General features: G+C 31.1%; 13 protein-coding genes. 6 read left to right on the top strand and 7 right to left on the bottom strand.

Annotated features, from left to right (window positions below):
* Window positions 1–449 precede the first annotated feature (449 nt).
* Both gap and LPC16_RS01650 read left to right on the top strand, forming a co-directional pair.
* Window positions 450–1,469: a type I glyceraldehyde-3-phosphate dehydrogenase gene (gene gap / locus LPC16_RS01645; protein WP_229637501.1), complete on the top strand. Its 1,020-nt coding sequence runs from the start codon at window positions 450–452 to the stop codon at window positions 1,467–1,469.
* Window positions 1,470–2,037: 568 nt separating this feature from the next.
* Window positions 2,038–3,240, top strand: coding sequence for a phosphoglycerate kinase (locus LPC16_RS01650; protein ID WP_229637502.1), 1,203 nt, complete (start codon window positions 2,038–2,040; stop codon window positions 3,238–3,240).
* Between the two features lie 246 nt (window positions 3,241–3,486).
* On the opposite strand, the gene leuS is transcribed toward LPC16_RS01650, so the two are convergent.
* Window positions 3,487–6,087, bottom strand: a complete 2,601-nt coding sequence (leuS, locus tag LPC16_RS01655; protein WP_229637503.1) for a leucine--tRNA ligase — start codon at window positions 6,085–6,087, stop codon at window positions 3,487–3,489.
* A gap of 379 nt (window positions 6,088–6,466) precedes the next feature.
* On the opposite strand from leuS, the gene LPC16_RS01660 reads away from it, so the two are divergent.
* Complete coding sequence (locus tag LPC16_RS01660; RefSeq protein ID WP_229637504.1) at window positions 6,467–9,376, top strand: DEAD/DEAH box helicase; 2,910 nt, start codon at window positions 6,467–6,469, stop codon at window positions 9,374–9,376.
* A gap of 35 nt (window positions 9,377–9,411) precedes the next feature.
* On the opposite strand, the gene uvrC is transcribed toward LPC16_RS01660, so the two are convergent.
* Window positions 9,412–11,283, bottom strand: a complete 1,872-nt coding sequence (gene uvrC / locus LPC16_RS01665; protein WP_229637695.1) for an excinuclease ABC subunit UvrC — start codon at window positions 11,281–11,283, stop codon at window positions 9,412–9,414.
* Window positions 11,284–11,520: 237 nt separating this feature from the next.
* Here uvrC and LPC16_RS01670 point away from each other — a divergent pair, with 237 nt between their 5' ends.
* Window positions 11,521–12,867, top strand: a complete 1,347-nt coding sequence (locus tag LPC16_RS01670; protein ID WP_229637505.1) for a Mur ligase family protein — start codon at window positions 11,521–11,523, stop codon at window positions 12,865–12,867.
* Between the two features lie 1,173 nt (window positions 12,868–14,040).
* On the opposite strand, the gene LPC16_RS01675 is transcribed toward LPC16_RS01670, so the two are convergent.
* The 3 genes from LPC16_RS01675 to LPC16_RS01685 form a co-directional block, all read right to left on the bottom strand.
* The gene (locus LPC16_RS01675; RefSeq protein ID WP_040054419.1) at window positions 14,041–15,810 is read right to left on the bottom strand and encodes a ribonuclease J; all 1,770 of its coding nucleotides are present in this window, start codon (window positions 15,808–15,810) and stop codon (window positions 14,041–14,043) included.
* A gap of 159 nt (window positions 15,811–15,969) precedes the next feature.
* The gene (gene dapA / locus LPC16_RS01680) at window positions 15,970–16,869 is read right to left on the bottom strand and encodes a 4-hydroxy-tetrahydrodipicolinate synthase (protein ID WP_040054418.1); all 900 of its coding nucleotides are present in this window, start codon (window positions 16,867–16,869) and stop codon (window positions 15,970–15,972) included.
* An 83-nt stretch (window positions 16,870–16,952) separates the two neighbouring features.
* Entirely contained in the window at window positions 16,953–17,966 is a 1,014-nt protein-coding gene (locus LPC16_RS01685; RefSeq protein ID WP_229637506.1) for an aspartate-semialdehyde dehydrogenase, read from the bottom strand.
* A 659-nt stretch (window positions 17,967–18,625) separates the two neighbouring features.
* On the opposite strand from LPC16_RS01685, the gene efp reads away from it, so the two are divergent.
* A complete protein-coding gene (efp, locus tag LPC16_RS01690; protein WP_040054416.1) occupies window positions 18,626–19,186 on the top strand; it encodes an elongation factor P in 561 nt (186 codons plus the stop codon).
* An 88-nt stretch (window positions 19,187–19,274) separates the two neighbouring features.
* The gene (accB, locus tag LPC16_RS01695; RefSeq protein ID WP_040054415.1) at window positions 19,275–19,742 is read left to right on the top strand and encodes an acetyl-CoA carboxylase biotin carboxyl carrier protein; all 468 of its coding nucleotides are present in this window, start codon (window positions 19,275–19,277) and stop codon (window positions 19,740–19,742) included.
* Window positions 19,743–19,878: 136 nt separating this feature from the next.
* Here the strand turns inward: accB and LPC16_RS01700 are convergent, their stop codons facing one another.
* Entirely contained in the window at window positions 19,879–21,054 is a 1,176-nt protein-coding gene (locus LPC16_RS01700; protein WP_229637507.1) for an ABC transporter ATP-binding protein, read from the bottom strand.
* Window positions 21,055–21,246: 192 nt separating this feature from the next.
* A complete protein-coding gene (locus LPC16_RS01705) occupies window positions 21,247–23,211 on the bottom strand; it encodes a ribonuclease E (RefSeq protein WP_229637508.1) in 1,965 nt (654 codons plus the stop codon).
* Window positions 23,212–24,223 lie beyond the last annotated feature (1,012 nt).

Below are 24,223 nucleotides of genomic sequence, written 5' to 3' on the forward strand. Positions count from 1 at the left end.
TAATGTGTTTTTGTTTTATACAAAGTAAAAAATATTTATAAAAAATTAAGATATATAAGAAATATAAACTTCTAAGATAGATTAAGCCTTATTGATAGATTATTAAAGTATATATTAGCTAATATTTTCTGATTTAAAAACTATTTAGTAGTTATATGTTATTTTCTTCGAACTTATAATGTTTTTCTTTTATTTTCCAAAATAATATTAAATTATTTTAATAGAAAAATTCAAAAAAAATAAATAGAATAAAACTAATAACAACCTATTAAATATATTATTTTGGGCATGTTAAATTCATGTTGACCATTTATTTTATAATTTTTGAATTAGTTAAGCTAGAATGAATTTTAAAAATATCGATTATTAAAAAAATCATACAGAACAAGTAAATTTTATTTGTCTTTTTACTTTAAATTTAGAGTCATTTACTTTAAGGAGTTTTTCTTATGGAAAGGATAAAAGTCGGTATTAACGGTTTTGGTCGTATTGGACGGTTAGTTTTACGGGCAGGCATTAATAATCCTGATTTTGAATTCTTGGGTATAAATGATCTTGTGCCTCCCAAAAATATTGCTTACTTATTTAAATATGATTCTACCCATGGACGTTTTGATGGAACTGTAGAAGCTGTTGATAAAGGAATACTGATTAATGGAAACTTTATACCTTGTTTTGCAGTTTGTAACCCTGAGGAACTATCTTGGGGAAAAATTGGAGTAGATTATGTTGTTGAATCTACTGGTTTATTTACTACTTATGATACTGCTAGTAAACACTTAAAAGCAGGTGCTAAAAAAGTTGTTATTTCTGCTCCTACAAAAGATCCTGAAAAAGTCCATACTATCGTTCTAGGAGTTAATCACTCTAGTTACAACCCTCTAAAAAATCATATTATTTCTAATGCCAGCTGCACTACTAATTGTTTAGCCCCTATTGCCAAGGTTATTAATGACAGTTTTGGTTTAGAGGAAGGTTTAATGACAACAGTACATGCTATGACGGCAGCACAGCCGACTGTAGATGGAGCTAGTAAAAAAGATTTAAGAGGAGGCAGAGGAGCAGTACAAAATATTATTCCTGCTTCAACTGGAGCTGCTAAAGCAGTAACTTTAGTTATTCCCGAACTTAAAGGCAAATTAACTGGAATGGCTTTACGAGTTCCTACCCCAGATGTTTCAGTTGTTGATTTAACATTTAGAACAACTAAATCAACTAGTTATCAAGATATTTGTAAAGCTATGAAAATAGCCTCTGAAGGAAATTTAAAAAATATTTTAGGTTACACAGATGAAGATGTAGTCTCTATGGATTTCAATGGTTCTACATATTCTAGTATCTTTGATGCAAAAGCAGGAATTGAATTAAACCCAAATTTTTTCAAAATAATTGCTTGGTATGATAACGAGTGGGGATATTCTTGTAGAATGCTAGACTTAATGATGACAATGCAAGCAAAAGAAAAATAATTTGTGCTATTTGAATAACATGAAAATATTGCTTAGAAACGTCTTTAGTAAATACTTGTGTTAGTAAAAATTTTTTATTTAGTATATAAACTAAAGAAGAATTACTTTTTATAGGTTTTTTAAACAGCGTAACGCGATATTAGTGTTATCCTAGCATTAAATATATTTGGAGAAAACTTATTATTAATAGTTTAAAGTTTCAAAATGTTCATTAAGATTATTTTTGATATTACGACTTTGTGAATTAGTTTCATCATATTAAAACTACTGGTAATAAGTATATTCTTCATGGATAAAAAAGATAATATATAATTTTGAAAAATACAATATTATTTTGACTTAAAAAAATAGAATCAATTATTTATAAGCTAAATAGTCATAAAATAATGATCTCTTCAGTATTTTTGCTAAAATCTCTAATTTTTATATTGTTTAGTAGTATACTAAACATACGAAATTTGCATTACTAATGTTAGTTATCCAGCTACTTTTACAAAAAGTAATTTGTAAAAAAATAAATTTTATCAGTTTTTAAAGTATTATTTAATTTTTATTAAAAAACTTTCTAATGTCTAAGAAAACCTTGGCATACTTGTCAGAACAGGAGATTACAGGAAAACGAGTACTTGTACGGACTGATTTTAACGTTCCTATGAAAGATCAATTAATTGTGGATGACACTCGAATCCGTGCAGCTTTACCCACTATTGAAAAACTTATTTCTCAGAAAGCAAAAGTTATTCTTTGTAGTCATATGGGACGTCCTCAAGGAAAAATAATTGATTCCATGAGTTTAGCCCCTATCGCAATTCATTTGTCTAAACTTTTGAAAAAAAAAGTAATAATGTGCGATGAATGCATTGACGGTTCTGTTAAGAAAATTATCGATAATTTAAAAGATGGTGAAATTGCTTTATTAGAAAATCTTCGTTTTCATAAAGAAGAAGAAGCTAATAATTTTGAATTTGCACAGAAATTAGCTAGCTATGCAGATATATATGTTAACGATGCTTTTGCCTCTGTTCATAGATCTCATGCTTCCATTGAAGGAATAACACATCATGTAAAGTTTAATGTTGCAGGATATTTAATTGAGAAAGAACTTAAGTATCTTAATGATTATGTTAATAATCCTCAACGTCCTCTAGCAGCTATTATAGGAGGTTCTAAAGTTTCTAATAAGATAGATATTATTGAAGCTTTACTTGATAAATGTGACAAATTACTTCTTGGTGGAGGAATGATATTTACATTTTATAAAGCTAGAGGACTCAACGTAGGTAAATCTTTAGTTGAAGATGAAAAATTGGACTTAGCAAGATCTTTAGAAATAAAGGCTAAAGCAAAAGGTGTAGAGTTAATAATACCTAATGATATAGTTATAGCAGATAGTTTTTCTCCAGATGCTATTTTTGAGACTACAAGTATTAATAATATTAAAGATAATTGGATAGGACTAGATATCGGTCATCAGTCTATTAAAGCTTTTAGGGAAACTTTGAAGAATTGCAAAACGGTGATTTGGAATGGCCCTATGGGAGTATGTGAATTTGATCAATTTGCTATTGGGACTCAAAAAATTGCTCATACTTTAGTTGAACTGACTGAAAAAGGTACTACTACTATTATTGGAGGTGGTGATTCTGTAGCTGCAATAAATAAAATAGGGGTTGCTAACAAAGTAAGTCATATATCTACAGGAGGAGGTGCTAGTTTAGCATTATTAAAAGATAAAATGTTGCCTGGTATTGCTGCTTTAGATGATATGTAGAAAATATCATAAACTCAACATATTAAAGATCAGATAAAGTACCATAAAAAATAGTCTAGTTTTGCAAAGATAACTTAATCTTCCTTTTTACGGAATTTCTAACTGAATGATATACATAAAAAAGTATAAGTATTAGTAAATAGAAAACGTAAACTAACATTTATACTTTAGGACGGCTATTAATAATAAAAGTAAATAATATATATTATTATTTTGCTAGACGAACTCATAAAATTATTCGTAAGTTCATTTGACAAATACAAAATTAATTAATTTTTGAGGAACTATAATAATCTTTTTAATTTCTCTTTTGTCTAGCAAACGTTTACCAGTTTCTGAATTACGTACTAACTTTTCTAGCTCATCATTAGTAACACTTGCTGGAGCTTGAATAGTTCCTTTCGTTTTCCCCATAGCTTGAATTACTATAGTAACTTCATCTAAAATTAAAGCTTCATTATTAACTGTTGGCCATTTCTGTAGATGAATCGATTCTTTATACCCTAGATTATGCCACAACTCTTCAGAAATATGAGGGGCAAAAGGTGACAGCAATATCAAGAGGGTGACTACACCTTCTTGATATATTGAAGAGTTAACATCTTTAAAATCATTAAGTATGTTACTTAACTTCATTAATTCTGCGACTGCCGTATTGAATTGATAATTTTCTTCTAAATCTTGAGATATATCTTTAATGATTGTATGGATAAAGCGTTTTAAATCTTTCTCGTCTTTAGTTAATATTTCATTTTTGACTATATTAACCCTATTTTTTATATGCGATCTGACTAGACGCCATACTCTATTTAAGAAGCGAAACTGTCCCTCAACATCTGAACTACTCCACTCTAAATCCTTTTCTGGAGGTGCTTTAAATAATATGAACATTCTAGCGGTATCTGCTCCATATTTTCCTAATACCTCTTGTGGGTCTACCCCATTATATTTAGATTTAGACATTTTCTCATAAAAAACTTCTAGAACATCTCCTGTACTAGGATCTATTGGATTTTCAGGATTTACTTGATTGAGAGGAATATATTTACCTGTTTTTAAATTTTTATATGTTATTCCTTGAACCATTCCTTGTGTTAGAAGATTTTGAAAAGGTTCACTTACATCTATTAGTTTTTGATCTTTCAAAAATTTTGTAAAGAAGCGAGAATATAGAAGATGCAAGATTGCATGCTCAACTCCTCCCACATATTGATCTACTGGCATCCAATAATTAACTTTATTAGAATTAAATATTTCTTGAGAGTTTGTAGAATCGGTATATCTTAAATAATACCAAGATGAATCAATAAATGTATCCATTGTATCTGTTTCGCGTTTTGCAGGGCTGCCACAGTTAGGACAGGTAACATTAACCCATTCTTCCAAACTAGCTAAAGGAGAACTTCCACGTCCAGTAAATTCTACGTCTTTTGGTAATTCTACTGGTAAATTAGAATCAGGAATAGCTACGCTACCACAGTTAGAGCAATGAATAATAGGAATGGGACAACCCCAATAACGTTGGCGAGAAATTAACCAATCTCTTAATCGATATTGTATTTTAGCTTCTCCAATAGAATTTTTCTTTGCATACTCAGTAACAGCAGCTTTTGCATCTTCTGAAAGCATTCCGTTAAATTGTTTAGAATTAACTATAATACCTGTATCTACATAAGCTTCTTCCAAAGGTGACTGAGCAGTCTCCTTCAAATCAAAATCTTTGGGAATAACAACAACTTTAATAGGTAGTTGATTTTCTTTAGCAAATTTAAAATCACGATTATCATGAGCTGGAACTCCCATCACTGCTCCTGTTCCATAATCAACAAGTACATAACTTGCTATAAATACAGGTATTTCTTCACCATTAAAAGGATTAATTACTTTTGCTCCTATAAAAATTCCTTTTAGTGGTTTATTGTCTGCAGTACGCTCAATTTCACTTTCATTAATTATTTCTTCAATAAATTCTTTTATTTTTTCTTTATATTCTGACTTAGATATTTTTGGTACCAAAGGATTTTCTGGCGCTAAGACTAGGTATGTTACGCCGTGGATAGTATCAGGACGAGTAGTGAAAACAGATATACTTTCTTCAGTATCTTTTATAGGGAATTTTATATATGCTCCTAAAGACTTACCTATCCAATTTTCTTGCATTAGCTTCACACTTTCAGGCCACCCTTTTAAAGTGTCGAGATCATTCAACAAATGATCAGCGTAATCGGTAATTTTCAAGAACCATTGACATAAAAGCTTTTTTTCTACCTTAGCACCTGAACGCCAGGAATACCCTTCTGCATCTACTTGTTCATTTGCCAAAACAGTTTGATCAATAGGATCCCAATTAACAGTTGCTTCTTTTTGATAAGCTAATCCAGCTCTATAAAGTTTTAAAAATAACCATTGTGTCCATTTGTAATAATCAGGTGAACAAGTTGTTATTTCTCTTTCCCAATCTATAGATAGTCCTAATGTTTGAAGCTGTTGCCTCATTTTTGCAATATTTTTCTTTGTCCATTCTTCAGGAGAAATACCATTATCAATAGCCGCATTCTCAGCTGGAAGTCCAAAAGCATCCCATCCCATAGGATGTAAAACAGAATATCCTTGCAATCTTTTAAAACGAGCAATTACGTCAGTAATCACGTAATTTCGTACATGGCCCATATGTAAATTACCAGAAGGATAAGGAAACATTGATAAAGCATAGAATTTTTGTCTTCTACTATTTTCTAAAGTTTTATCTAATCCTTGCGTAATCCATTCTTGTTGCCATTTCTTTTCAATTTCTGCTGGTTTATACTGAAATTCCACTACTATTTCTTTATCATTAAAATTTATCATTGTTAATTATCTCTGATTTTTGGAACAATCTATAAAAATTTGGAATATCAATTTATCTATAATATTTTTTTTAAATTTTAAATCTATGCAATAACTTGATCAACATAGCTAGCTATAATAATACAAATGTTTTCTCCCTTATTATTAATATCCTATTTAAAAAATATTAGTAGTTAAAATATCCAACATGAAGTAATATATTTAATATCTTCTAAATTTTGGTTTGTAAACACCATCAATTAACTTTATATAAACATTAGTAATTTTTCTTTAAAAAAGTTACTAATGTTTATATCAAAAATTCTACAAGTCATTTACGAGTTTTTATCTTACAATGTAATTGAATTTTGATCTTTAATGGATTAATGTGTGATTTTGAGTGAAACAATTTTCAGATTCTCTTCAACTAAATATTAAAAACCTATTTCCGTTTCGGTTAGATAAATTTCAACAAGATTCTATTACTGCTTTAAATAAAGGAAAATCTGTCGTCATATGTGCTCCTACTGGTTCAGGTAAGACACTCATTGGCGAATATGCTATTTATCGTGCATTAAATCTTAAGCAAAGAGTTTTCTACACCACACCTCTCAAAGCTCTTTCTAATCAAAAATTCCGAGATTTTCGAGAAAAATTTGCTACCAAAAATGGAAAAATCAATGAAAGTATGGTGGGGTTAATTACAGGAGATACTGTACTAAATCCAAGTGCTTCTATTGTCATAATGACTACTGAAATATTCCGTAATATGCTTTATGAAACTCCTATAGGAGAGGTAGGAACATCGTTGGAAAATGTTGCTACAGTAGTTTTAGATGAGTGTCATTATATTAGTAATCGTGGTCGTGGAACAGTTTGGGAAGAATCTATTATTTATTGTCCACCAAATATCCAATTAGTTGCTCTTTCTGCAACTATTGGTAATCCTCAAGAATTGACTGAATGGATTAATCAAGTACGAACATCTTTTTCTAATACAAATTCTGAAAAAAGTTTAATTAGCTTATGTAAACTAATTAACTCAGATTTTCGACCAGTACCTCTACGATTTTATTTTAGCCAACGGAATGGCTTGTTTCCTCTTTTAAATTCTGAGAAGTCTACTTTAAATCCACTTTTAAAATATCAAGTCTCAAAAGATAAACAAAAACGTGCTAAAAGGGGAGATTGTCCTGATCCCTTAACAGTTGTTAAACAGCTTTACCTAAGAAAGCTATTACCATCCATCTATATTATTTTTAGTCGTCGTGAATGTGATAAAGCTGTGCAAGCATTGCATAGTCTTATGCTTGTCTCTCCTGAAGAAGCCCATACATTGCAATATAACTTACTTATCTTTTTTTTGGCAGATAGTCCAAATCTACAAAAAAGTCTTTTAAAAATTATAGCCTTAGAAAATTTAACACTATATAAAGGATTAAAAGATTTTTTAAAAACTTTTTCAGCCCACTCTTTGTTATTTTCTTATCTAGCTAATAATAATGACTCTAAAATTTACTTATTTCAAGTACTTGCTGACTTATGTAATTTAGTTAGAGCAGATCAGCTTGAACCCTTAACAAGAGGCATTGCAGCTCATCATGCTGGTATTTTACCAGCATGGAAAGAATTAATAGAACAACTTTTTGAGGCAGGACTAGTTAAAGTAGTATTTGCTACAGCCACTTTATCAGCAGGAATTAATATGCCTGCGAGAACGACAGTGATCTCTACTTTATCAAGACGTATAGATACTGGCCATAGCATGTTGACTTCCTCTGAATTTTTGCAGATTGCTGGTCGGGCAGGTCGTCGAGGAATGGACAAAGTAGGACATGTAGTAGTTGTTCAGACAATTTTTGAAGGACCAGCAGAAGCTGCTTATCTTGCTACCTCACAATCTGAATCTCTTGAAAGTTGTTTTACACCTTCTTATGGTATGGTATTGAACTTATTGCAAAAGCATACAATTCAAGAAACAAAAGATCTTTTAGAAAAAAGTTTTGCTGAATATTTAGCTAAATTAAAATTAAGACCAGAACAACAGGAAATTATCTATTTAAATACAGAATTAAAAAAACTAGATATTCAGTTAAGAGATGTTAAAGAAAAAGATATCTTAAAGTATGAGACCATAAATACTTGTTTAAAAGAAGAAAAAAGACTTTTAAAGATCTTACATTATCAAAACAAGAAGAAACGGAAAAAAGAAATCTCTACCCAGATAAAAAAACTAAGTCCAGGAGATTTACTATATCTTAAGAATCAGAAACTAAAACTTCCAACTTCTTGTTTAGCTACTGTTGTTACTTTGGTTTCTTTAGATCAAAATATTAACTTACTTTGCTTAGGGAATGATAATTACTGGTATTTAGTTAAACAAGAAGATATTGCTAGTATTTGTAACCTTTCTTTACCTACTTTTTTAATAGATAAATTAAAACTTCCTGATATAGAACAACTCTCTTTTGGAAGGGGACCTAAAGGTGATTGTACCTGTCTTGAAGTGCATCAAGCAATGAAGAAATACAAGCTTCATAGTATCATTCCACAAGAGATAAGTAATCAACAAAACAAAATTAATGATATTGAAAAATCTTTAAAAAGTGTTTTTTCTATTAATAGAAAAAACACTGCACAATTATTTAAATCTTATTATGAAAGACTAGAATTGAAAGAAAAATTATATTCTAAACAAATTAAATTTCAAAAATTACAATCTAATCGTTCATATTACTGGCAAGAATTTCTTAATTTAATAGAAGTTTTACGCGATCTTGGCGCTTTGGAAAACTATACTCCTACAGTATTGGGGCAAGCTACTGCTACCCTTCGGGGAGAAAATGAGTTGTGGTTAGGAATAGTATTCATGTCAGGAATATTGGATAATTTACATTCTCATCATTTAGCAGGATTAGTTAGTGCAATGATTACAGAAACGTTACGTCCTGACACTTGGACAAATTATTTACCATCCCCAGAGGTACTAAGTATACTTAGCAGCTCTGAAGATAATACGATTAATATTAATAAAATTTATGATTTATTAAATAAAGTACAAAAACGTTATCAAATAACAATTCCTATTTACTTAGAGTTAAAACTAATAGGGTTAGTAGAGGGATGGGCTTTAGGAGAAGATTGGCAAGATTTATGTAAAAATACCAGCTTGGATGAAGGGGATTTAGTACGTTTGCTAAGACGCACAATTGATTTATTATCTCAAATACCTCATACACCAGGTCTCTCTATTTCTTTAATTCAAAATGCAGAGAAAGCAGTAATTCAATTAAAAAGATTTCCTGTATAAATTCAAGAAAGTATATTTTCATAGTCTCTTCAGTTTTAATAAGGATGAAAATATTTATAAATCTCTTTCGCTAAAGAATAGCCTATCCCTGGAACTTTTTTTAAATCCTCAATAGAAGCTTCTCTAATATAATCAACGGAGTGAAAAAACAAAAGAAGTTCTTTTTGCCTTCGAAGTCCTAAACCAGATATATTATCTAATTGAGAAGAAAGACTTTGCTTAATACGTCGTTGACGATGATAGTTAATAGCAAAACGGTGTGCTTCATCTCTGATTTTTCTTAATAACTTTAAACCTGGCTGTTCTGAATCAGTTATTAAAGAGTCAGTATTTCCTGGCAGAAATATTTCTTCGTGTTTTTTTGCTAAGCTAATAACTTTTAATAAAGGAAAAAGTTTCATGTCTTTTAAAACTTTCACTACTGTAGAAAGTTGCCCTTTACCACCATCAATTAGAATTAAGTTTGGGTAATCTTCTAATTTCAATAAATCTTCTATTGCTAAATTACGATAGGAATGAAATCTCCTACTAATAACTTCTGCAAGACATGCAAAATCATCAGAATGACCTAACTTGATAGCAGTATTTTGAATTCTGTAATGACGATAAGATTGTTGTGCTGGAATTCCATTAATAAAAACAACTTGTGATGCAACAGCGTTAGATCCTTGTATATGAGAAATATCATAACCTTCTATTCTGTAGGGAATTTCTTCCAAATTTAATATTTGAGTTAAATTTTGCAAAGAGAATAAGTTCTGCTGCATATCTCTTTGTGTTTTTTCTAGTTCATATGTTGCATTACGTTGAACTAGATTGATAATTTCGATTTTTTGTTGCTTTTTTGGAACAGTAATAGTGACTTTTTTACCTTTCTTACTTTTTAACCAGTTAGTAAAAATATCTATCTTAGGAAGTTCGTATTGTACTAAAATTTCATTTGGTATTTCTATTGGTTCTACTTGCCAATAGTGTTCTTCCAAAACCCTTTGTAATATGCTACCTGATGTGCCAGGAATGTTATCAACAAAAAATCCTAGGCGACCTATTAAGCGTCCTCCACGAATTTGAAATAGTTGCACACAAGTATAACTATCATCAGAGGCTAAAGCGATTACATCTTGTGAGATTGTGTCATTTGGTAGAACTACTTTTTGATCTATACTAAGTTCTTTAAGGGCTTCAATTCGATCCCTTGTTTGTGCTGCCTGCTCAAATTTTAACTGTGTAGCATATAGCTTCATTTGAGTATCTAATCTTTGCACCAACTCTTCAGTACAACCTTGAAATATCATTGCTACTTTCGCAACAATCTTATGATATCTATTCGAAGTAATCAATTTCTGACAAACACCAGGACAAAGACCAATATCGTAGTTTAAACAAGGTCTATCTTTAAATAATGGACGTGTCTTTTGACGTAAAGGAAAGACACGCTTAATGAGACTTAGTGTTTTTCGCAATTTATGAGTATCTACATATGGCCCGTAATAGCGATCTCGTTTATTTCCTAATCGCCTTTTACGAGTAATGAATACTCTTGGATATTCTTCAGACCAAGTAATACAAACATAGGGATATTTTTTATCATCTTTTAGAAGTACATTAAAATGTGGTTGATATTGCTTAACTAAGTTAGCTTCTAAAGCTAATGCTTCTACTTCTGTATCAGTAACAATAAATTCAATGTTGTTAACTTGTTGCAACATTAAATTAATGCGAGGAGTATGATACTTTCCTTCCTGAAAATAAGAACGAACCCTGACCCTTAAACGTTTAGATTTACCAATATAAAGGATATCTTCCTGTTTATCTAGCATTAAATAAATGCCGGGTTCCAGTGGAATTTCTTTCAATTTATTTTTTAGGGCATCGTTATTTAATAACAATTGTTTATTCTCTTGCACCACCAATACCTTAATAATTTGTACTTTCTAGATGTGAAAACATAAATTATTTATATCATTATCTTAAATGTGTATATCTAGTATATTAGTTTACACACTCTTAACTATATTATTAACAATAAAATAATTATCTAAAATTAATCTCCTGCTAAAACTTTCCGTTTATTAATTTTCTTTTACTTATTTCATTATTGTTTTAGACAATTTTCGGATTACTATAATAACATTACTTAAATAGTGTATATGTTAAATAATATTCAATTAGCTTTAGCAATAGGAATAGCTAAAGTCGTAACTTTTATTGTTAAATTTTTTAAATTAGGAGCTGCAAGTGTTCTACCTGGAGCAATCTCTCTTCGTTTTTATCCTAAAACTTTATCAGAATTGTGTAAACAAGTTACTGAAGGAATTATTGTAGTTATTGGGACAAACGGTAAAACGACAACGTCTCTTTTGTTGAGAACTATTTTAGAGAATCAGGGATGGAGGGTTACCCATAATAGGACTGGAGCTAACTTACTAAACGGTTTAGTTACAGCATTACTAGAAAATACTACAATAACAGGAAACTTAGTCACAGATTTTGCAATTTTAGAAGTAGACGAAAATATTATTTCTTTACTACTAAAAGAATGTAAGCCTAAGATAATTATTGGTTTAAATATATTTCGAGACCAATTAGATCGTTATGGAGAAGTTGATTCGATAAGCTTAGCTTGGCAGAAAGCGATTAGTTCTCTTTCACCTGAAACAACAATTATTTTAAACGCTGATGATCCAACTTTATCTCATTTAGGTCAACAATTATTTCAACAAACTTTTTATTTTGGTTTGTCAGAACCTGAGCAATATTTAGAAGAAATTCCCCATGCAGCAGATTCAATATATTGTCCAAGTTGTGGTCATATCTTAAGTTATCAAGGATTTTATCTTTCTCATTTAGGAGACTTTCATTGTCCTAGATGTAATTTTAAGAAAAGCCAACTAGCACTTATCAGTAAAGATTGGCCACAAATACTAGTTGGTATTTATAACAAATATAATACATTAGCTGCAGGATTAGCTGCTAGAAAACTTGGTGTTCAATTTCCTGAAATTTGCAATACTATTAAAACGTTTAAGCCAGCTTTTGGAAGAGCAGAAGAACTAATTGTTGATAACAAAAAGGTTTGTATTCTGCTATCAAAAAATCCTGTAGGTATGAATGAAACTATAAAAATAGTAAATAATTCAAAAAAGGAAAAGCATTCTTCAACAACTTTATTGATCCTAAATGATAGAATTCCTGATGGTATAGATATTTCTTGGATTTGGGATGTAGACACAGAACTTTTAGTAAGGTTAGGAGGCAATCTTATAGTAAGTGGTGACCGAACTTATGACATGGCTTTACGCTTGAAGTATAGTCAGCAAAGTTTAACAAGCCAAGAAAATACAATTAATCTAATTGTTAAAGAAAATTTAAACCAAGCTATAAAAATGGCTCTAAGTTTAACAACAGAAGCAGAAACTTTATATATAATTCCAACCTATTCCGCTATGTTAGAAGTTAGAGAAATAATAGTTGGGCGTAAGATTCTGTAAGTCAAGTTCTATATAAATTTTTATTAAATTTGAAGATATACCAATAATCAAATAAGCTTAAATATTTACCAATTAAGTAACATCGTTACGCGTACTCAAATAGTATAGGCAGGTTTAAAAATTACTGACTAAAATTTAGACTAAAGACAATTACTTTATAATATGAATACCTTTATTGGTTTGCTGAAAATTATTCGATGAGCTGTAATAGGTTCTGGTATTAAATTGAGCAACTTAATATAATTGATTGACGATAAGCGGTAGTTTTGTAAATTAAAGGTAAAACAGAACACTAGAGATAATAAACTATCACTTTCTTATACCCTCAATTACTTATTTACTTCATTATTCCAGAGTCCCTTATCAAGGGATTATCTTAACTTACTGCGATATATTAAAACTTAATGATTGTGTTTATTAATATTCTAATGATTAAGAAGATTGTTCCTACTATAAAACGTGATGTAAAAGAAAGAAAATACATTCCTTAAGAAATAAAAATATTTAATAAATCGAAGAAGATTTTAGCCATAAATAGCGTAAATATATTATTTATATTTAATAAAATCATATTCAATAAATAAGTTAATCTATTAAATAGTATTTTATTAAATATGATTTTTATACCAAAATGATAAATTCTATGTTATAGTTAAAGTTCATGCGTAAGCATTAAACAGTACCAAGTTTTTTGTCGACGTATGGGGGCGTGGCGGAATGGTAGACGCTACGGACTTAAATAATTGAGCCTTGTTAGAGAGATTTAACAAGTGTAAGTTCTCAAATTCAGGGAATCCTAAATCTTTTACATAGATTAGACAAGGTAATCCTGAGCCAAGCTTGGCCTTATAGAAGGTTAAGAAGGTGCAGAGACTCGACGGGAACTACCCTACGCAGAAATGATAAAGGGTAAAGAGAGAGTCCGATTCTTAAAGTCTAATTAGACGATAGTGAAAGCTATGTAAAGAATGAAAATCCGTTGACCGCAAGGTCGTGAGAGTTCAAGTCTCTCCGCCCCCACTACTTTTTACAAGTCTTATGAGAAATATAGTTAATTTATAACTATATTTCTCATAAGACTTGTAAGCTTTTTATTTAAGTAATATTGTGCTTAAATTGTTAAGACGTTAGCTATAGCACTTGCTGGCTATAACTAAAAGCCAATGTCTCAAGCTAAGATGCTACAGAAGCTGTTGATCGGCGTCGACGATAAACTTTTTGATTAGTCTTAGACTTTGAAGAAGAAGATACATCTGGAATTTGTAAAATAAATATTACTAGTGGTTCGCTTCGTAATTCTCTTTTTATAAGTCTCTGTAAGGTATTTTCAACTTCTTCTTTTAACCAAGACCAATTAATTGTATTTTTATCTTCATCTGAAACAAACTCCTCCCAACGATTTTTTACAATATTTTCAATTGCTCGTATGATAACTTGTCGCAATACAGGCTTTTCTACTTTAGTTACTACACCACGAAGATCGACCTGCGGAAGTTCCGTTAATTCTCTATCTTGGTTAATAGATGCTGCTACCGTTATTACTCCGTCTTTAGCAAGTTGTTGACGATCTTGTAGTACATTTTCATGTACTACACCTGCTTGATCAACCAATTCAATACCAGAAGGAACTTTCCCAGCAAGACTAATATTATTACTAGATAACTCTATTACATCCCCATTTTTGACTATAATAATATTTTCAGAGCTAATCCCCATTTCATAAGCAGTTTGCGCATGTTTTACTAACATTCGGTGTTCCCCGTGGACTGGGACAAAAAACTTAGGGCGAGTTAAAGCTAACATTAGTTTATGATCTTCTTGAGAACCATGACCAGAAACATGTATACCATGGTGGCGACCATAGATGACGTTCGCTCCCTGCATCATTAAACGATCAATGGTATTAACAACAGCAATAGTATTTCCTGGTATCGGATTAGCTGAGAAAACTATAGTATCTCCTTGACGTACCTTTATATGACGATGATCTCCTCGAGAAATACGCGTTAAAGCAGCTAGTGGTTCACCTTGTGAACCAGTTGTTAAAATAAGAACTTGTTTGTCCGGTATATTACGTGCTCCTTTAAGTGAAACAAATAAATCTTCTGGACATGTTATATAACCTAGTGTTCTTGCATGAGCAATAACATTCAACATAGAGCGTCCTACAACAACTACTTTACGTTTATGCTTTTGAGCAAGTTGTAAAATTATATTAACTCGATGAACTGAGGAAGCAAAAGTAGTTATCATCAAGCGTCCTTCAGCTTGAGATATTATGCGATCTAAGTTTGGATAAACAGATCTTTCTGAAGCAGTACTACCAGGGAGTTCAGCGTTAGTAGAGTCGCTTAATAAACAAAGTACTCCTTTCTCTCCATGCTCAGCAAGTTTCTGAAAATCAAAATATTCACCATCAATAGGAGTGTAATCAACCTTAAAATCTCCAGTATGGATAATAACGCCTAAAGGAGTATGAATAGCTAGAGTAAAACTATCAGCTATTGAATGAGTATTACGAATAAATTCTACTAAAAAAGATGAACTAATCCTTGTCATTTCTCTTGGTTCAACTGTCTTTAAAGTAGTGCGACCACTTACTCCTGCTTCGTCTAACTTATCCCTTAATAATGCGATAGCGAGTTTTGGGCCATAAATAATAGGGATATCAAATTGCTTTAAATGATAAGCAATTCCACCTATATGATCTTCATGGCCATGGGTGGCTATCATACCTTTAATTTTGTGACGATTGTCTCTGAGATAGGTCATGTCAGGAAGAACAATATTTACCCCATGCATCTCATCAGTTGGAAAAGCAATACCTGCATCGATTAAAATAATTTCGTCTTCGTATTCTAAGACACAGGTATTCTTACCAATTTCATGAAGACCTCCTAAAGGAATAATTTTTAATGTAGACTCTTTATTGATTTGGTTCATTTTTCTCCTTGATTATCTAAAATATATGTTGATAAAATCAATACTATAAAAACTCAAAATTTAAATAAAAACTATTATTTAATAATATCTAATTTGTATTTTCAAAAATGTTTATTAGGAATTAATCATTTGCTTATCCTAAACTAATATTGTTATTAATTATTTACTTTTAACTAACATTAACTCTTCTAGAACTAGTCTAATTTCTTCATTTAATGCTTTTGATATACCTACTAGAGGAAGTCTAACCCCTCCCACCAACCATCCCTGCAAATTTAATGCCGCTTTAATTGGAATCGGATTAGTTGTACAAAATAAAACTTTAAATAATGGAAAAAGTTTTAAATTTATTTCACTTGCTCGAGTTTCTTCGTTTTTATTAAATGCTTGTATCATTTTCTGAATTTCCAATCCAACTAAATGACTAGCAACACTAATAACACCTATACCCCCAACTGTAAGAAAAGGCAGAGTTGAACAATCATCTCCTGCATAAATGAGAAAAGAAGGATCGGTCATTGAACGTATTGCATAGACCTGCTCTAAATTACTAGAAGCTTCTTTAATACCAATAATATTTTCAATTTCTGCTAGTTTAGCAATAGTTTCTGATAATAAGTTTTGACCAGTACGCCCAGGTACATTGTATAAGATGATGGGAAGATCATTGACAGACTGAGCAATCTTTTTAAAATGTTGATACAATCCTTCTTGTGGAGGTTTATTGTAGTAAGGAACCACTTGTAAGGATCCATCCAATCCCATTTTAGAAATTTCTTGAGTCATCTCAATAGCATGGACCGTGGAATTTGCACCTGTTCCAGCAATAACCTTTGCTCTATTCCCCACAGTCTTTTTAACTACTTGAAATAATTTAGACTTCTCTGGCCAGCTTAAGGTCGGGGACTCTCCAGTAGTACCACAGACGACTAGACTATCACTGCCATTGTCAACTAGGTAAGTAGCTAATTGTTCCACAACAGGATAGTTAACATTTCCTTCTTTATCAAATGGAGTTACCATAGCGGTAATTACTTTGCCAAAACTTAGATCACTCATTCGTTTTGTTGTAAGTTATGATTCTTTTTAAAAATATATTGAGTGAATATTTTACTTAATCATTTAACATTAATATTGTCAAGTCAATAATTTTTATTAATTAATAGTTCAGCTATCTGAACTGCATTTAATGCCGCCCCTTTAAGAATTTGATCACCACAAATCCATAATTCTAAACCACAAGGGTGGGAAATATCTTGACGAATTCTTCCAACTAATACATCATCATGATTGGAGGCATCAACTGGCATAGGAAAATGATTTTTTTGCCAATTTTCACATAACTGAATTCCTGAAGTTTGGAGAATAGCTTCTCTTGCTTTGTTTATGGGGAATGGCTCATCAAACTCTAGGTTAATAGATTCAGAATGGGCTCGTAATACAGGGACTCTAACACAGGTTGCCGTCACTTTTAAATCTGGTTCATTAAAAATTTTACGGGTTTCATTGACCATCTTCATCTCTTCTTCGCAATATCCTGTATCAGTCATCTTAGAGTCATGAAGAAAAAGATTGAAAGCTAGTGGATAAGGTAGAATTTTTGCTTCAGGCTTCTTATCATTAAAAATATTTTTAAATTGTTGTTTCATTTCTTCCATTGCCTGTGTTCCAGCTCCACTAACGGACTGGTAAGTAGATACAACTATTCTTTTAATAGGTTTAATTTTATGCAGTGGATAGATAACCATAGCCATAAGAATAGTTGTACAGTTAGGATTGGCAATAATCTTATTATGACCGATTAAAGATTTAGGATTAATTTCTGGTATTATTAAAGGAACGTCAGGGTCTAATCGAAAAGCACTAGAGTTGTCTATCATCACAGCTCCTGCGTTTGTAATGGTTTTTGCCCAGACTTTAGACACAGAGCTTCCAGCGGAGGCCAATACTAAATCAATATTGCTAAAAGAATTTGCCTTAACTTCTTTTACTTCCAATGTCTCACCCTTAAAGGTTAATTTACTTCCTGCAGAACGAGGAGAAGCTAAAAGCTTAAGGCTATTTAAAGGAAAATTTCGACTTTCTAAAAGTTTTAACAACTCAGTGCCAACGGCTCCTGTCGCCCCTAGTATGGCAATATTGACTGGCTTGGACAATTGATATTCCTCTCTACGTTATCAAACCCATGATAATATCATCATGTAACAATTTGAGAACTTTTTCTTATCAATAATTAATATCCACTCAATTTTTTTCACGAATAAATAATGTCAAATAAAGTAGTCATTTAACTAGTTTTACTAATTAATAAAGTTTATCTTAATTAACTGAATGGGATAAGTTTAAAAGATATAAAAAATTTGCATATCTTATGTTGCGAATACTAATTTAATTATATATATATTTGAAATATACATATATGTAATTCTTAGAGTAGTTTTTATTCAAGTTATATTAATTTCAATAAAAAACTTGGCTAATAGTACTTTTTCCCATAAAGAAATCTTACTGATAGTTATATCTTTAGTTTATTAAAAATGATGTTTACAAAAATTTAGAGAAGAAAACGAATTTCTAGCATATTTACTAATTTTTTTTGTATTAAAGCTTGATATGATTTATTTATTCTATTCAGTCATTATATATAATAATATTTTTTACTAAAATTACGAAAGGTAGTATAAACTATGAGAGTGATGGGAAATCATAACAAATAAGTGTATGTGGTATCTTATTGCTGAATATATACTATATATTAATTATTTCCCATTTCATTTAAAATTAACCTTAACTTTCTAAGCTCTAAAAACCTTTCATGATTTCTAGTAATGATTTTCGGAGCGGTGTCACTATTGAGTTAGATGGTTCAGTGTGGCGCGTCATTGAGTTTCTACATGTTAAGCCTGGTAAAGGCTCAGCTTTCGTTCGAACCAAACTAAAAAATGCTCAAACGGGAAATGTGGTGGAAAAAACCTTCCGTGCAGGAGAAAGTGTTCCCCAAGCTAATCTCGAAAAACGTACCATGCAGCATACCTATAAAGACTCAGGACAATATGTTTTTATGGATATGGAAACTTTTGAAGAAGTCCAGTTAAGTCTCAAACAAATGGGGACAACTGTAAACTACGTTAAAGAAGAAATGGAAGCTGATATTCTTTTCTGGAATGAAAAAGTATTAGAAGTTCAACTACCTACTTCTGTTGTTTTGGAAGTTACAGAGACTGACCCCGGTATGAAAGGAGATACTGCCACAGGTGGTACGAAACCTGCAATTGTAGAGACTGGAGCACAAATAATGGTTCCCTTATTTATCTCTATTGGAGAGAAGATTAAAGTCGATACTCGTGATGGTTCCTACCTAGGACGAGAAACTTAAAATTAAAACTGGTTGTCTATTCGTTAGATAATCAGTTTTAATACCTATTTAAACGTATTTTTACGAGTAGTTATAGGATGGATAGTCTGTGTCAATTAATTTTAAAGAGCTTCGTGAACTGTTAGGGGCAATAGCCCAAACCGATATTTCTGAGGTCATCTTAAAAACAGAGGCTTTTGAATTAAAAGTACGTAGAGAATTAAAAACAGTAACTTCTACTATACCAATATCATCAGAAGTAATTAATACAAATACTTCTATAACTTCAACAGATTCTGTTCAAACAACTCCGACAACTTCATCCAATTATGATAACTGGATACCAATCACCTCTCCTATGGTTGGTATATTTTATAGTGCTTCAGCTCCAGAAGAACCTCCATTTGTTGAGGTTGGAGATCATGTTAGCAAAACTCAAACAGTTTGTATAATTGAAGCAATGAAACTGATGAATGAAATTGAGGTAGAAATGGCAGGAGAAATTATGGAAATTATGGTAAAAAATGGTGAACCTGTAGAATATGGGCAAACCTTAATATGGGTAAATCCTAAGTAAATGAAATATATACTGTAGTCCAGTTTAATTATTTATCTAGATTTAAAAATAAGACAAAGTCTTTAGAGTTAATTTCTACTTCCTCACCATAGACGTTATAGACTTAATGAATAAGAGGTTTAAGATCTTAAACCTCTTATTCATTAAGTCTATAACGTCTATGGTGAGGAAGTAGAAATTTCCCATCAAATTGATGTTTTATTCCATCCCAATAAAACCAATGAATATTATGATCATAGAAATTTAAGTAAATATTATTACCTATATTTAATTGTCCTTGATTTTTAATTAGTGCTCTAATTATTAATTTTGATCCTTTAATTTGAACGCTAATTAAACTTTCTTTTCCTAATTCTTCAACTAATTTAATTTCTCCACTAATTGTGAGACATTTACTTAATGAATTAGATTGATAAATATCTTCGGGACGAATACCTAACACAACGTACTTAGGCCATTTACTTTTCCCATTTATTTCCCATATATATTGAGAATCAAGATAACTTAAAGGAATCACAAAGTCACCTAATATTGCATTATTTCCCTGACAACATAACTCTAATAAATTCATTTGGGGACTTCCAACAAAGCCTGCTACAAATTGATTAGCTGGACGCCGATAAATTTGCCTAGGGGAAGCTAATTGCTGTACTTCACCACCAAATAATACTGCAACTTTATCAGACAAAGTCATAGCCTCAGTCTGATCATGGGTAACATATACAACTGGTTTATTCTGCTCTATAAATATTTGTTTAAGCTCAGCTCTTACCTGTTCTCTCAAAAGTGCATCTAAATTACTTAAAGGTTCATCAAGTAAAAAAATATCTGGATTTCTAACTAGTGCACGAGCTAATGCTATTCTTTGCCTTTGTCCTCCCGAAAGTTTGCCTGGTTTTTCTAGTAGACAATCTTTACCTTCTTGTAATTTTAATTGCTTTGCTGCTTTTTGAATGCGCTGTTCAATTTCTTTTTCGGAAAGTTTACGAATTTTTAAAGCAGTAGCAATATTTTCTCTTGCTGTCATATGAGGATAAAGAGCGTAACTCTGAAATACCATCGCTATATTACGATCACCAGCTGAGATATTGGTTACATTTTTTTCTCCAATAAATATTTCTCCTTGTGTTGGCGTTTCTAATCCTGCAATTAATCTTAGAAGAGTTGACTTTCCACAACCAGAAGGCCCTAATAATGTTAAAAATTCTCCATCTCTCACCTCTATATCCGTTATTCCATTAACGACTATGAGGATTTTGCCTTTATTAATTTCATATTCTTTTTTTAAGTTTTTTAATCTTAGCTTCGCCATTATTTTTTCACATAATTCTAATTTGAAAAAGTTATATCTTTACTTATTTTAATTAAATTTAATAATTTGGTTAAATAGTTTTAGAAAAAGCTACAATAACTTAAAAGTATTATATGAGAACAGTTTGAATTCTAATTATTTTAAATATCTCTTAACTATTTAGAGAAAGAAAAAATTTCAAAATACGAACTTTTAATAATCAATATTTTCTATATCTTTTGCAGATGAACGACGACGACGACGACGAATTAGAGGTTTATTTCCATCGGCTTGCAATGTATCAATATCATCATCATTAAGTGATTCCATCATCAGAAGGTTGTTTGCTTGTGATAAATCAATGGTTATCTGATCCTCTGAAACTTTTTCCGATAGTTTTGTGCTTTTGTCTAAAGATTTAAAAGTAGTTTTTTGTGATTTTAAACTTGATTTTATTTTATTTTCTTCGGGCAATTTTACTGTAACCAATACAGATTTAGGATCTTTAAATTTACGATCAAGACGAACTAGTGGAGAAATACCCATTAGTGCATAAATATCTTGTTCAAGAGAAGTCATTTCTACAGAAACCTTTTCTATAGTATTTTCCTCTCTTACTAAATGACGAGGTAAGGGTTCCCTGCGCGATTCTAGTATTGGTTCATTATCATCTTCTACTTCTTTGTTGCTTAAATTATTAACTATTTTCGCAACAGGATCTTCCTTAACAACTAAATTAGGAGATTGACGACGACGACGACGACGATTATTCGTAGTATTACCATTTTGTTCTTGATAGCTAGGATGAAACAAAAGTTCTAACTCACTACTATTATCATCTTCATATGAAGATTCCAAAGATTGCTCATTAGATTCAGTAGGTTTATTAAAAAATGATTGAGACGCGGAAGATGAGGCTAGTTCAAGTGGCACAAGTTGTGGCTCTCCTGGTAAGGACGCTAAGTGTCCTAAACCCCCACAACTAGAACAAGGTTGTCCAAATAGCTCATATATATTTTTACCTTGTCGTTTACGTGTTAATTCAACTAGCCCTAGCTCAGATAGTTGAGCGATTTGTGGCCTCGCTTTATCTTCTTTTAGTGCATTATTAAAATGCTCAAGTAATTTTAACTGATCACGACGTGAATCCATATCTATAAAATCTACAATGATTACTCCTCCAATGTTACGTAAGCGTAACTGACGAGCAATTTCAGTAGCAGCTTCGCTATTAGTCCATAAGACCGTTTCTCTTGAAGTTGCTGAACGAGTAAAAGATCCTGAATTAACATCAACAACTGTAAGCGCTTCTGTCGGTTCAATAATAATATAACCACCTGAAGGTAAATCTACTCTAGGCTTTAATGCTTCTCTAATTGCTGCATTGACACGAAAATAATCTAAAATTTGTAGAGATTCTTGATGGTGATCAATTAGAACTCCTTCAGGCGGTCTTCCACTACTCCAATTCATTAAATGATGTTTAACCCTTTTTACGCCTGAAGTACTATCTACTACAATCCTATTAACATCAGCGCTATAGATGTCTCTTAATACTCTTTGGATAAAATCATCATCACGATTTAGTAACGATGGAGCACGAGTAGATGTAGCTTGAACTTGAACAGATTCCCATTGTCTCTGCAAAAACTCTAAGTCTTCCATAATTGCTTCTTCAGCCTTTCCCTCTGCTTCAGTACGAACTAATAAGCCCATGCCAGCAGGTTTAATCAAAATAGCTAAAGCACGAAGACGGCTGCGTTCATCATCATTGCAAATACGTCGAGACAGATTAACACCTTTTCCATTAGGCATAAGAACTAAATATCGACCAGGAAGACTTACATTCCCAGTGAGTCTAGGGCCTTTATTGCCAGTAGGTTCTTTCATAACCTGAACTAGAACTTTTTGTTGTGGTGTTAATAACTCTATAATTCCTCCAGCACTTCGTTTTAGACGTAAAGGTCCTAGATCTGTTACATGTATAAAACCATTGCGTTCTGCATCTCCAATATTAACAAATGCAGCATCAATGCCTGGAATGATATTTTCAACCACTCCTAAAAAAATATCGCTTACCTGCTGATTACCGGTAGCAACTACTAGTTCTTGTATTTGATCTTCCCAAAATACGGCAGCAATATGGTGTTGTTCTGTAATAATAATTTGCTTAGGCATTCAATTCCCTCAAACTTTTATAAGAGATGATGGTAGTTAAAATTTCTGGTTTACTTGTCTAAAAATTTATCGAAGAGCTAGTCAAGATTCAATATCATGACAGTAGGGCATTAGAAAGGAGAAACTAATTGAACTCATTTTTATTTTAATACCAGAAGTTACGGTACTAACTTAATTAAACATGGAGAGGAACTTACATAAATTGAAAGTTTTGTCTATCCAACCCCAATATGAAAAAACTTATTTAATATTTCTGAGAATTTTGTAGAATAGTCCTGCACTTAGTTGGTATTTACTTATGCTAGTTCAAGTTATATCAAGACACTTTCCAATAAAGTTAATAATTTAGATAAAAGAGTTAGATAAAGGCTTAGGATTTTATCCAATTGTCAGTTAAACAAGTTAATTGATAAGTTCATATTCTTAGGGTATCTACTTTGAAATCTTTCAAGACAGCTGCACATCTATCTATTTTTAATACTTGATATAGTTTAATACTATCATTGTAAAAATATAACTCAAAAAGTATACTTTTGACAACAGAAATATTTTTTGGGATAAAATATAATTGGTTTAATGAAGCCTCTACTATTTATATTTATTAATAATATAAATAGTAGATTATATCCATAATGTAAAACATAAAATCATTAATTATATCTGTTAAATAAGTATGATTAGCTTATATCCATAAAGTATTTTCTACTAGCTAATTTATGAAAAACATTGTTAGCTATTATTTTTTATAGTGTTAATCTTATTGCAATCTTTAAATTAGTATTTTTTATAAAAACATCACATTATCAGAAAATTATATGTATCAATTATTAATTAATAATAATAATTCCAGTAAAAGAAAATTGATTTATTCTTGATATTTTTATAAAAAACTAATTGAGATGTTTTAATAATTTTGTCATTTTTCACTATTTAGTATTAATTGCCTAGAATTATTTTATCTCTAAGTTACATGTATAAAAAAATATTGCTTCCTATCAATCTCGTATTAGTT

The organism is cyanobacterium endosymbiont of Braarudosphaera bigelowii, from assembly GCF_020885515.1.
Classification (GTDB): Bacteria; Cyanobacteriota; Cyanobacteriia; order Cyanobacteriales; family Microcystaceae; genus Atelocyanobacterium; species Atelocyanobacterium thalassa_A.